This window comes from Candidatus Jettenia sp. AMX1 (assembly GCF_030263775.1).
Classification (GTDB): domain Bacteria; phylum Planctomycetota; class Brocadiia; order Brocadiales; family Brocadiaceae; genus Jettenia; species Jettenia caeni.
Genome location: NZ_SZPP01000015.1, coordinates 78,982 through 91,338 on the forward strand (window position 1 = coordinate 78,982; position 12,357 = coordinate 91,338).

The 12,357-nt window shown below is 42.6% G+C and carries 12 protein-coding genes; all 12 read right to left on the reverse strand.

Going from position 1 to position 12,357, the window contains the following annotated elements; translation table 11 throughout:
• Positions 1–105: 105 nt before the first annotated feature.
• Positions 106–939 carry an outer membrane protein gene (locus tag FBQ94_RS05845; protein WP_007222136.1) on the reverse strand — a complete coding sequence of 278 codons (834 nt, stop codon included), beginning with the start codon at positions 937–939 and terminating at the stop codon, positions 106–108.
• A gap of 208 nt (positions 940–1,147) precedes the next feature.
• Entirely contained in the window at positions 1,148–1,927 is a 780-nt protein-coding gene (locus FBQ94_RS05850; RefSeq protein WP_007222135.1) for a DUF3313 domain-containing protein, read from the reverse strand.
• Positions 1,928–1,950: 23 nt separating this feature from the next.
• Positions 1,951–2,706: a MarC family protein gene (locus tag FBQ94_RS05855; RefSeq protein WP_007222134.1), complete on the reverse strand. Its 756-nt coding sequence runs from the start codon at positions 2,704–2,706 to the stop codon at positions 1,951–1,953.
• A gap of 354 nt (positions 2,707–3,060) precedes the next feature.
• Positions 3,061–4,155: a hypothetical protein gene (locus FBQ94_RS05860; RefSeq protein WP_040543738.1), complete on the reverse strand. Its 1,095-nt coding sequence runs from the start codon at positions 4,153–4,155 to the stop codon at positions 3,061–3,063.
• A 961-nt stretch (positions 4,156–5,116) separates the two neighbouring features.
• Positions 5,117–5,782, reverse strand: coding sequence for a DUF3313 domain-containing protein (locus FBQ94_RS05865; RefSeq protein WP_007222131.1), 666 nt, complete (start codon positions 5,780–5,782; stop codon positions 5,117–5,119).
• Positions 5,783–5,837: 55 nt separating this feature from the next.
• Positions 5,838–7,235 (reverse strand): patatin-like phospholipase family protein, encoded by a 1,398-nt coding sequence (locus tag FBQ94_RS05870; RefSeq protein ID WP_007222130.1) that lies wholly within the window; start codon positions 7,233–7,235, stop codon positions 5,838–5,840.
• Positions 7,236–7,556: 321 nt separating this feature from the next.
• Positions 7,557–7,820, reverse strand: a complete 264-nt coding sequence (locus FBQ94_RS05875; RefSeq protein ID WP_007222129.1) for a hypothetical protein — start codon at positions 7,818–7,820, stop codon at positions 7,557–7,559.
• Positions 7,821–7,882: 62 nt separating this feature from the next.
• Complete coding sequence (locus FBQ94_RS05880; RefSeq protein ID WP_007222128.1) at positions 7,883–8,110, reverse strand: glycine zipper family protein; 228 nt, start codon at positions 8,108–8,110, stop codon at positions 7,883–7,885.
• Positions 8,111–8,397: 287 nt separating this feature from the next.
• A complete protein-coding gene (gene cobI / locus FBQ94_RS05885) occupies positions 8,398–9,114 on the reverse strand; it encodes a precorrin-2 C(20)-methyltransferase (RefSeq protein WP_007222126.1) in 717 nt (238 codons plus the stop codon).
• A 345-nt stretch (positions 9,115–9,459) separates the two neighbouring features.
• Positions 9,460–10,104, reverse strand: a complete 645-nt coding sequence (gene cbiE, locus FBQ94_RS05890; RefSeq protein ID WP_040543737.1) for a precorrin-6y C5,15-methyltransferase (decarboxylating) subunit CbiE — start codon at positions 10,102–10,104, stop codon at positions 9,460–9,462.
• Positions 10,050–11,183, reverse strand: a complete 1,134-nt coding sequence (gene cbiD, locus FBQ94_RS05895; RefSeq protein ID WP_007222124.1) for a cobalt-precorrin-5B (C(1))-methyltransferase CbiD — start codon at positions 11,181–11,183, stop codon at positions 10,050–10,052. Before cbiD ends, cbiE begins: the two co-directional genes overlap by 55 nt.
• A gap of 43 nt (positions 11,184–11,226) precedes the next feature.
• On the reverse strand, positions 11,227–12,234 hold the full coding sequence (locus tag FBQ94_RS05900) for a precorrin-8X methylmutase (protein WP_007222123.1): 1,008 nt from the start codon (positions 12,232–12,234) through the stop codon (positions 11,227–11,229).
• Between the last annotated feature and the right edge of the window lie 123 nt (positions 12,235–12,357).

Below are 12,357 nucleotides of genomic sequence, written 5' to 3' on the forward strand. Positions count from 1 at the left end.
TGATCACTATAATGGTCTTTGTACTTTTTATTAGTCCAGATATTTTTGATAAAAGCGTTTATTCTCAGTTTACTGCTATGAAAAAAATTTGCTATTTGAAAAACCTCAAAAACGGATTCCCACTCCTAATACAGGTCCATGGATCGTAACATCGAACGCATTTTTATCATCTCCACTTCCTTCTTCATAGTCTATATCCAGTGCCCGGTAACCTGCCCCGGCAATGATCCTTTGAGAAATGTTATATTCAAAGAGTCCTACAGCCTGCCACGAAAGATCTGAGGTATCATCCGAAATATCGAAACCGCCGATATCACCCCTTGCACTGAACTGCAACTTTTTCGTTATAGAGGTACCAACACGAAGTCCAACAAAAGGGTCTATTAAATCTTTTTCTGAATCCACATCCCTTTCTAAGCCAAGCATAGGCACACTTACATCAATTTCATTATCGATATGCCAGTATCTTCCTCCTCCCAAAACATCAAGCGATACGGGCAATCTTCCTCCCCACGTTCCAAGTCTATAGAATGCACCAAATTCTAAGAGTAACATCTCTGTTTCAACATCGACATTGATTGTACCGACCTCCCCTTCTGAAGAAAGTTTCATATAGTTTGGTTCAATAAAAAATTCCCATTTTCCTCTTCGAGCTATAAAATGGTTTACTGAAGTAAGATCCAGATCATCCAGAATATCATCAAAACTCACATCTACCTCAGCATTACGGCCTTTTACCGTTACATCACCTTCAATTCCCATTATCCATAAATAAGGAACAATGATAAATTCCCATTTGGTATCTTTTTTATCCTCAGATTTGGTACCATTCCTGTCTTCAGCAAAGGAAGGCATGTTGATAAGTAACAATAAAAATACTATCAATATCATGAAACAATTATTACTTTTTTTCATTTTTCCATAATTATTCGTTATCATGAACTCCATCTCCTTTTTTTCCAAGAGACTATCTGAAAAGATAGAAATCACCACCTTGTCATTGCGATGGCTTTTTCCGAAGCAATCTCTTTGGAAAAGGCTCAGGGATTGCTTCGGATACTACCCTCGCAATGACGGTAATAAAGACAGTCTTCGTCAATAGAATATAAATACAGAAAAGGGAACTTTTCAGACAGTCTCTAAAATGTTACCAGGGACTTAAGGTGAAGGGCATACGATCCTTTACCTGATAGTCCTTGGGTGTTTTGGCAAGTTCGACGCACTGATTCGCCCAGTCTTTTATGATGCCCTTCGCATGCCCCCACCACGTGACCGCCTTCAGGTCAACGACACGCATTTGGGCTTCTTGGCGGTCAGCAAACATTAAGAGTGTTTCGCCTGTAACTCCATCTTTCAATCTTCCTTCAATTGCAGCACTTGGTCGTCCACCGGCAGCCGCCGATCCTGCCCCGACAGCAATCCCAACCGCAGGACCAAAAGCAGGAGCAGCAAGCCTGAGTGCACCTAACGTAGCCTTGCTCGGCGCAAGTTCCACGATAGCCAGCTCAAGCACTACCGTTCGCGGCCCCGGCCGGCTTGCCAATTTCATTCCCGGCCTTTCATCATTGAGGAATGCATCGCGAAATGTTTCCTCTGTATACTGTGCCAACTCACGGGCGCTGTCCTCAAGGTTCATATTACCAGGATTTGCAGCTTTCCAGCCGGTATTTTCCATGAGATACTGCGTGTTGACCGGAGAAATTACCATGTAGTCATAATCTTCTTTCTGTACACCTGGCTTTACCCATACCCTGTTAAAAGGGAATCGCTCTCTCCGGGGAGTCATTCGCTCTGATTCTTGTAAAAATCCGGAATCAGGAGCGGAGGCTGTCTTGCATCCCAACGGGATGCTTACCAATGTTACTCCCGATATAATGCATCCACAGATCACGGTAATACTTCTAACAATATTTCTCTTTCCATTCACAAAATTATTCTCCTTTTTATAATTTATGAGACTGTTACCATTAACCCCATTTTTATTAAGGTTTGAATTATCATTTCTATTCCAAGTGCAACCTGCAACACACCGAGCACACTGCCGAGGATTTGCAGGGTTATGACACCAATAACCTTTAGTATCCTGTGAGCAAACAGCATCGTGAGGAGATTGAGAACCATAGTTGCTAACAATACACCAATAATCTCAACCTGCCGTACAGCATCCTGCGCTGTTGCCATAAGTATAATAAGAATTGCAATTCCGTAAGGGGTGACAATTGTAGGAAAGGAGAGGGGAGAAACAGCCATAGCGAGCGTTGGGGTGGATGGTGTTGTCTCATCCCGATGCGGTGACGAATACATCTGCATAATCATTTGCAGCGCCACCAGAAAAAGAATTATTCCCCCTGCAAGCATTATAGCTGGAATTGAAATATGCCAGGATTTCAGTATCCTTTGGCCCATAAAAGCAGCAACAAGACAACCAATAGTGGAGATGAGGGTTGCTATAAGTGCAAGTTTACGCCGAAACCTTGTATCTGTATCTCTGGTCATCTTAACAAACGGTACCAAAACTTTGATAGGCCCCAGCATAAGTATGAAAAAGGTAAATATCGCGGGAATACTCAAGATATACTGTACTTGTTGACCACTTGAAGCGGTTGTTTGGGGCTGGTTAACGGAAGTTGTTTGTGCAATTACCGAAAATACCAAGATGTGAAAAAGTATCATAATTACAACCAGAAAAAAACTCATTCTTTTCATAGGGAGTACCTTTCTTTATTATTAAAAGCAAGGCGGTCATCGAAGAAGAAAAATCGTTGTAATAATACCTATACATAAAGAGAATAGGCGAAGCCATCTTTTGTTATTATTCTTCACGAGATTTACATGAAATTTTCCTATTGAGGCAGGCATCGAAAATGACAAATGCTGCCCCTACAACAAAACATTGAAATTCCTATACATAAATCAGACCTTCGGCGACTTTTATTTCCTATCAAGAGACGATAGGGCAAGGCTTTAGCCTTGCTTCCTCCCCGCCTGAACATGCATGGGGGAGAGCAACCCTAAAGGGTTACCCTACGGAATTGAATTTCCTACACATTCCATTTATACCTAACCACCACCCGCAGGTATTGTCACAATCGGAGCGCCTTCTTTACCTTCTGTCTCCATAAGGGTAATGACAAACATCAAGGAGGAAAACAAGCTCTTGGATGGCAAGTCCTTATCGTCAATCCAAAACCAGTAACCCCGATAAGGAACCGAAATGAAGACATCCGAAGGTTTTTCCTGAGAACTGTATATCCGAATCAGAGACACAGGAGGAGTACCTGCAGATTGATCCGCCAGTACCGGATTTACGCGTTTCTCTGCCACATGTACATCGGGCACATCAATATAAGAAGCCAAATCAGAAATAATCTCTAAAATCGACCGGGTAAGAATAGCGACTTCTTTGTCACTTGGGGAAAAAGAGCCATAGATTACCTTGAATTCTTTTACGTTAGGGTCGAGGCCAAGGATATTTCTGATAGCGCGGATATCCTCTGCCATTGTTTGATCTGCCCTCTCACGGAAAAAGATCTCGAGAGAGGCCTCTTCTTTATCTATTTTTTTTACCCGCATCCCCATAACTCCCTCACTCTGAACTTTTCTCATCCTCTCAAGCAAAGGATAGAACTCAGGATCTGCCTGACGCGCCCTCACCCCTCCTCCGAAGCGATTCTGTATCCCGTTAATGGCATGTATGCAGAGCCTGAAAACCAGATCGATAGGATAACCGGTTTGAATCATGGTAAGGAGAGAAATGGGAGGAATGGGCTTCATCAGGCTCCGGGCAAATCGTTCCCCTGTCATGGGACTGTATGTTATAGTAGGTCGGTCAAAGTATCTTCCGATTCCACCAATACCGAGGATATTACCACCTCCAAATCCTGTCTTGGGGCTGCTCCAGGAAGAGTTCACACTAACTACACTATCCAGTGCATATTGGCTGATAACAGAGTTTACATCAAGAAAAACAGGTGCATCGGCGTAGCGCATCTTCACCATATTCAGAAGCATCTGGTCCTTCCAGGAGTCAGAAATGGCGGTGGTATAATCAAACCGGTCCCGCGCCAGAAACCGTGGCCCAATGCCTATGCAACCAGTAAGATCAATGATCGGTGCAAGGAACGCTACGATGAGGATTCGACTTTTGAAAATCATAGCCCCCCATCTCATCAAATCTCAAATTGTTCACGATCAAATTTTTCTAATGATTTCAGAAATGCTATAATCATAACATCCCTACGGGATTAGGTAGAGACGCAAAATCTTGCATCTCTACCATTGCAAAATCTTGTATCTCTCCAGGCGTTTCAGGTGATAGGGGTAGGGAAGGCTTTCGCCTCCCCTCCCTCCGAACCGTACAGGCGGGTCTCCCGCATACGGCTCTCCAGTCAGTGGTTTCCCCATCGGGATCGACCAATTAGTATCTGAGGTGTGGTATATGTGAACAACCCAGTCCTAACAATAATGACAGCGCTCCTCACCATTCGTCTTCTACCGACTGTCAACAGGTACTCCGCTCTAAGCCAGGTTCAATCCTCTTTCTCTGGATTTCTCCAATTTGCTTCGGCATTTCTGCCACTGACATTGGTTTTGACTTCCTGTCTTATCCACTTCATACCTCCACCTTCCTACCTTCCTTTGCTCCACACCCATTACGGTGCTTCCTCGCTCTTATGGAGGTTCTGACTCCTGAGAGAGTGTCACTCCCACTCTCTCAGGTATCCCTGATTCATGCACCTTGCCTTCCTGCCATTCCGTCTCCAACCACCCATTGCTCCCCACCACACCTCACGGTGTCGCAGTTACGGTCGGTTACAGGACGGAAAGCGTTTTCCCTGAAAGAGACTTTCACCCTTTTGGCATTGTGCACTTTCAGGCGCACTAGAGACAGGTTTCAAACCTGTCTCTCTGGTAAAGATTAATCGATATACCGTAGAGCATGTGGTTTACAAAACCTCGTCTTCGCCATATGCTGTCTGGTTTCAATCATTGATCACTATAAAATGAACCGTGGTTTGATTCCATGAGCACGGACAAACAAGTTTGTCCGTGCCACCCCATATAAAATACTCTCCGGTTTCATCCCTTGAATACTATACACAAAATCCTTTGTAGTCTATCCCTCCCTGCCGTGAAGTTTATCAAGGCGTTTTTTGAGCCTTTCCGCCCAGAATTTAAAGGCTTCCTTTACTGCCCCATATTTAGACCAGCCAGCGAGTTTTCCCCCCGATCTTGTATCAATAGCGGCAGCAATGCGCTCATTGCTCATTGAGTCAAGGAACTCTACTTCCATGCTTGCACTTCCAACACCCGTATGTTTTCCCGTTGCTGCTTTCTTGATTGTACTGATAACAAGGGCTTGCGGAACTATGGTAGTTACAACCCCAATGCCTGGATGGCTCTGCTTTATATCGGTTATCGCAGTACGCATACGAACTACATCGGGTCCAGGCGTTTCGGTAAAAGGATAGTCGGCGCCAACCACTTCTGCAAAGGTCTTATGAAATTCATCAGCCAACTCTTTCATCACTTCTGGCTGGATACCCTTGTTTTCTGAATCCTCGCTGAAATAAAAAACTACCTGGTCCATCATGATTTTATTATATTTGCTGAAATCAACGTCTTCCTTCATATAAACGAGATCAGCCCCGTCTGAAGGACCTTCTTTAAAACCAGAATAATCGGAGAGAAAACCTGAATGGCGGGTTTGTGCACATGATACTGTCATCATGACTATGAACGGAGCAATTATTATACCTACTACCTTTTTTGATATTTTCAACTTATCCTCCTTTCTAAAATTGTCAAAATGGTAAAATACGCAAATAACAATACTATTATTGCAATTCTGCCAGAAGCTGCTGGAAGTCCTTTGATTCTGTGAGTATTCGATGAGCAACTTCACGCAGATGATCAACCTGTTCTGCGGATAATTTAAATGAGGTCGGTAAGCCCTTGAGGTATTCGCGTTCGGTATCATCCTTTAACATATCAAACCTGACTTCAACGAGATAAAATTTGATATCTCCGCAGCCACCCGACTCCGTTATGATCGGCCCATCTCCGCACCTGTTTTTTTGAACCTCTTCTGTCCATTTGTGAAAACTCTCTCTGAGCAGCATAACGGTCTCGTAATTGTATCGCGTAATCGATACCGATGAATACGACTTGAGCATTGCGGAGAAGGGAGGTGGCTGTCCCAGAAGACTCAATTTGTTATCAACCGTGGTCTCTGCATTTACTACAATGAAAACCACCTTATGGATATTCTCAAGTCCCAAATATTTAACCGAATCCCAAAAACTTCCAAGGGCTAGTATCCTATCAAGAGCAGCTCTCAGCCCAAGATTATCGGATACACCACCATCAACGAGATGGATATACTTCCTTTTCTCAGAATCCAGATAGGGTCTGATGTTGCTTACCAGATGAAATTGCCGTGATGAAGTATCCTGTTCCTTTAAAACCCTATCCATTTGTTCGGGAAGTGTATAACCACAATTGTTGGAATAGTTACGAATAGTAATCGGGGTAAGGAGGATGGGTACCGCTGATGAAGCGGCTACGGCACGCGCAACCGGGAAGCTGGATATATCAGAACAGATTGCATCAAATGCATCCTGGTGAAATGCCAACCTTATACCCGTCACCATATCGGTTGCATTAATATGGATCATAGGGCCTTTCCTGGCCGCTAGATCAGCAAAGGTTTTTTCATCAAAAATATGTTTATTATAATACTCACCGGCAAGGTCACTGCGATCAAAAAAGGGAGAGGAAAGAAGAACCCAGTTGTCAGGTCTCAGTAACATCCTCCGTACAAGGGCACCCTGAACATTTTTCTTCAGGAATTTCTGTTCAAAATCCTCAAAGATACGGTCACCAAAGAGACCGTAGTACGCAGCGGTAAAACTGCCTCCGGATACACCAGCAATGCCATCAACCTCATCGAGCAGTCTCCGCCTTTGACCGTGCAGTGTTACTTCTGTCTTTCTCAGCTCTTCCAGAACACCATACGCTAAAGCAGAGGCCCGTGTACCGCCACCTGAGAATGTAAGAAATAAAGCCATTTCATGAGAATTTCCGGGTGTACCCATAAACTTCCCGCGGTACCCGCTGTCAGGATCGATTTTTGTGAGGGGTTTGTTGACAGGATAATGCACACAACCCGACACAAGAAAAAAAGCCGTAAGAATACCTACCCACAGAAGGAAAAGATGAAGACCTTTTTTCATAACCGTCCCTCCTCTAATGAAATGAAGTATTGCCAAAAGTTAAACTGATTTTCTAAAAGAACGTCTTACGATAGATTAAACATACGATATCATTGCAAGGATCTTTTCTGAAACAATCCTCATACTCTCTTTTATCATGCATTACTATGAGCGGTCTCAAAACAAAATATCATAGAGCAGTGATCAATGATTGAGACCGGACAGCATAGGGCACATGTATTCCTTTGAAAAGGCAGGAACAATAAGTTCAATTTCATGCAAGATAAGATAATCCCCACACGCTATTGAAATTCTCAATCATAATATTCCCATCAAGAGATTCTAACGGGGCAGACAGGCGCCAAAAACGACAAAAGCTACATCGTCACCGGAGATTGTCACCACGGTTTTACCCGTCTCTTCCGAAATTGATGCCGTCCAGCCAATAACATTTCTTATACCTTCTCTACCCTTTTCTGCTCCTTGCAGAATCAACTTTCCTTCTATACTTTCCATGCGTTTAATGCGAGTATTTTGGTCTTCCTTGCCTTCAACTAAAGGACTGATTGTCTTTTCCTTAAAATCTATCATAAGAAAATGTGGCAAATTAACATCTTCGGGTGTTACGGGCTGGCATTCACCATTCGGTGAGCACTCAATTACATTTTTTATAGAAAAAAGCAGTGGCTTTGACCCATCAAAATGGACGCTACCATGGGATCAAATCCGGTCTGTTGTTTTGCCCAGGAGTAACACTCATATTTATCCTTTTCCATCTGCTCCTGACTCTGGCCTTTTGCAGGGTAAATAATTAATCCATGAGCCAGCGCAGCACCTATGTTACCTGTTATTGTTATTATACAGAGTAAAATCAATAAACATATCATTCTCTTCATTAATTTTCTCCTTATTATAATATTTTCGTTTTGAAACATAGAAAGAACGTTATACCGATTTTCATAATAGTATGGCAAAGATTATTCCAATCATTCCTGAATTAGATTACAAGCATCTAATTTCTTCTTTTCTTTACTCTTTTAATCACCGAATACTTAAAAAGATAAAGAAAACTTTAACAATTAATTTTCATTTCAGAAATCTTTTAGAGGCCGACTATCTTTCTCTAAAATTTATCCAGAATCTTAGACAAATTTCTCTCAGTTTATAGACTCATTTCTTTTCATTATTTCCTTTGTTTCACTATAAGAACCGACATATACCCTCTTCCACTGCTTTTCAGGGATATAAGATCGCACGTAAGAAATGCATTTTTCTGACCAATGTAAGAAGCAAACAAAGCATTTTTTGCTAGTTTTAACTCCTCAAGTAATTGAATCACTTCATCCAATTTCTTGGCGACCTTCATCATCACAACCGTATTAAATGTTTCAAGGATAGGGCGTAATGTATTCATATCTGTTGGTACCGGAATTACTGCCAATTTTTCATCCCCTGCCAGGAGCGGATAATTAGCTAAACATGCAGCAGCATTATATGAAGTGATACCAGGAATGGTGTGTATGCATTGATCTGGCAGCATAGAAGTTAAATGGCGCAGCAAATAAATATAGGTGCTAAAAGTCAGGGGGTCTCCAAGGGTAAGATAAGCAACTTCATGCCCGGCTACGACTTGAGCATATACCTCTTCTGCAGCTTTAAACCATGCGGTATTGAGAATCGCGGTATCCTTCGTCATGGGATACACCTGTTCTATTACCTTTTTATCTTTTACGTAATCCTTAACAATCTCCAGCGCCAGGCTATCTTCTTTTAAAGAAGATTTTGGAACAAAAATATAGTCCACCTTCTGAATTGTATGAATTGCTTTTAACGTAAGGAGTTCCGGATCACCCGGACCTAAACCGATGCCGTAGAAATTACCTGGAGAATGTTTAGCCACGAATTTACACGAATGAACACGAATTTATTCAAATAAAATACATGCCTTATAGTTACTTGACCACGAGTTAAATACGGTAGTGGCAAGGCGCGCCTTGCCACTACATAGTTAGTTTGAAATCCTATACATTAAATCATGAAAAACTTTGAATTTCCTATACATAAATGCAGGGCAAGGCTTTAGCCTTGCTTCCTCCTCGCCTGAACGCGCATGGGGGAGAGCAACCCTAAAGGGTTGCCCTACGGAATTAAAAATCCTATACATGAATATAAATTTATAACGAAACTTGTACCATGTCCTTTTTTATTCGTGCCTATTCGTGTCAGTTCGTGGCTAACGAAACAATTACTTCTTTGTGATAATCACCACAACCAGCCCATTTGTCTTTATATTCAATGCAGAAATTAAATCTGCCTCGTGGACACGTTCATCCGGAAGGGAAAGATTCTCGCATACAAACATACGTCTCTCCCGGATTCCATTTTCTAATAACCGGCGGGCAATAATAGCGGGTGTATTCTTATGGTCTGTCAATATTCCAACCTTACCCTGCTCTCTAACCTTTTTCACAAGCTCTGCATATTCGGTATCTCTTCCGTGTAAACTCATAAAGCACGCATCGTCCCAGCATTCGCCAATAGCCGCAAAGGCAAGCTGCATACTGCTGATGCCGGGAATGATCAGGCAGGATTCACGGCCTATGTCTTTTGCCAGCATCTTTGTATAACTGAAAAAACACGGGTCGCCACTAACCAGCACTACAACCTGCTTTGTAGAGCGCCAGGCACTGATTCTCTCCACCATAATTTTGTAATTCTTTTCCAGGATCATTTTTTTAGCATCTATATCCGGAAACAATTTTAACAGACGCCGGCTTCCTACGAGGATATCGGCTTTGTTAATATTATAGAGGGCCTTGGGAGAAATATAAGCCTTTAACCCTGGTCCACAACCGATGATAACGACTTTGTTTTTGTAATCTCTAGCCATGTTTGAGCAATGTGTGAAATACCAATAACTGAACCCTTCATATCAAATAAGATTACACCAGCCTCCGGAATAGCAAATGACGACTGTTTATTCTTATAAAATGCCAATACCTTCCCCTCTATCTCATCTGCTACTTTGTTCATAACTGATAGGAAATTGTCTCGTAATAATTCAATTATCCCCTCTACGGTAGAAACATCTTTTAAGGCCTTGAGTACGCTATCAGGAAGAGAAGCACGTTGCATAATATCTATCAGAATATCATTTGCAGGCTTTGAAACAGCGCTGTGGGTATGGAAATCACCCCGTAACAGCTTTGCCAGTTTACCTGGATGTCCTGCAAGTATAATCTTCTTGAAAAGTCTTTTTTGCGCCTCCTCTAACATAAAACCGACAAAATTGCTTATTTGGATAACCTGGTCCTTGGGGATATCAACCAGATTCAGAATGGAACGTTCACCGAGGCTGCCAGGCGCCAGGACTGCCGTCTCATATCCAATTCCCCGGGCGATGTCAAGTCCGCATAATAAAGATGTTTTAAAAGATTCTTCTGACATAGGACGGACAATCCCTGTAGTGCCGATAATGGAGATCCCCCCTGTTATACCGAGTCTGGGATTGAACGTCTTTTCTCCTAAAGTCCTCCCTTCAGGGACAGAGATTATAACCTTTACTCCAACACCACTGCCGATCGCTTCTCTTACAGCATCTTCAATCATACGTCTTGGCACAGGATTAATCGCAGCATTGCCCACCGCTACCTGCAGTCCTGGTTTCGTAACCCGGCCTACTCCTTCACCACCGTCGATTTCTATCGCCTCAGTATCGATCCACTCAACCCGGGCATATATCCTGCATCCGTTCGTCACATCAGGGTCGTCTCCGGCATCTTTCTGCACAGCACACTCTGACACCATATCTGACAACCGCTTGTCGAGGATGCCCAGTTTAAGTTTTACCCCAATCGGGGTATCAATCTCCACCTCATCGGGAATCTTTCCCTTCATTAAGCCGATAGCTGCTGCCTTAGCTGCCGCTGTTGCACAACTTCCTGTTGTATAACCAGATCGTAAAGACATACATCAAAATAGGATTATGATTGAACGTGTTACAAAAACTTTACTACTCTTTAGCTAATTTTATAAGCGCATTAACGATCGATACCGCCACAGCGCTACCGCCCTTCCGGTTTGTGTTGGTTATATAAGGAATAGAGACATCCTTTAACGCATATTTTGCCTCAACTGCGCCTACAAAACCAACCGGAATACCTATCACGAGAGCCGGTTGTGCCAACCCTTTTTTTATCAGATCAATGAGTTCAAACAAGGCAGTAGGAGCATTGCCTATGGCGACAATCCCATCTTTCATCTCATGAATAGATTGCTGCATAGCTACTATGGCGCGAGTTTTACCCAAACGATTTGCGTCCTCAGCAACAGATTTCTCGGCAATTTTACAAATTATCTTACCCCCAAACTTCTCAACAGGCCCTTTATTGATTCCGGATTTAACCATATTCACATCAGTGACAATATTCTTCCCGTCTTTCAAAGAGCGTATACCTGCCCCGACAGCCTTTGGGTGGAAAATCAAATTATATGCATATTCTGTATCACCGGTAGCATGAATAGCGCGTTGAATGATTGGCCTGTGCAGTTCTGGTACAGATTGTAAATCAACGAGTTTATCAATAATCTCAAAGCTCTCGTCAACAATGTCCTGTGGCTGTTCGATACGAGGTTTGCCTCCGTACTGTTTTTCTATCAATGCCTCATAAATACGGTCAGCGGCAATCAGGGCAATCCGCTCATCTGCGCCGATATTATCGGCATAGAGAAACTCTGCCTGTGGGTATTTTGCCTTTTCGTTTTCCATCATTTCAGGGATATCTTTGTAGACATGGTTTCCTTTGAATAATAACAACGGTACCACTACGATCCGATGAATTCCATGCTCAACGATTCTTTTTACGACTTCTCCAAATCCCGGTTCTGCCAATTGCAAAAAGGCCCCTTCTACCATGTCCCACCGATTCATTGCACGCAGCATATCAGCCACCTTAAATAACCCATCATTGCCGCTGCTCAATTTACTGCCATGTGAAATTAATACAATACCTGTTTTCATTGTTCTTTCTTTTTTTTAATTATGAATGATGCACTGTTATTCAATTTTAGACGGGATTTACAGAATTTTTATCCTCTTTACTCTATTGTTTTTCAGCCTGTCCTGCCCATCTTTTACTATCCT

Excerpts from the sequence above, each read along its gene's own strand:
- FBQ94_RS05845 (WP_007222136.1), bottom strand. The coding sequence starts at position 939 with ATGATAACGAATAATTATGGAAAAATGAAAAAAAGTAATAATTGTTTC.
- FBQ94_RS05855 (WP_007222134.1), bottom strand. The coding sequence starts at position 2,706 with ATGAAAAGAATGAGTTTTTTTCTGGTTGTAATTATGATACTTTTTCAC.
- FBQ94_RS05860 (WP_040543738.1), bottom strand. The coding sequence starts at position 4,155 with ATGATTTTCAAAAGTCGAATCCTCATCGTAGCGTTCCTTGCACCGATC.
- FBQ94_RS05870 (WP_007222130.1), bottom strand. The coding sequence starts at position 7,235 with ATGAAAAAAGGTCTTCATCTTTTCCTTCTGTGGGTAGGTATTCTTACG.
- FBQ94_RS05880 (WP_007222128.1), bottom strand. The coding sequence starts at position 8,110 with ATGAAGAGAATGATATGTTTATTGATTTTACTCTGTATAATAACAATA.
- cbiE (WP_040543737.1), bottom strand. The coding sequence starts at position 10,104 with ATGGCTAGAGATTACAAAAACAAAGTCGTTATCATCGGTTGTGGACCA.
- cbiD (WP_007222124.1), bottom strand. The coding sequence starts at position 11,183 with ATGTCTTTACGATCTGGTTATACAACAGGAAGTTGTGCAACAGCGGCA.
- FBQ94_RS05900 (WP_007222123.1), bottom strand. The coding sequence starts at position 12,234 with ATGAAAACAGGTATTGTATTAATTTCACATGGCAGTAAATTGAGCAGC.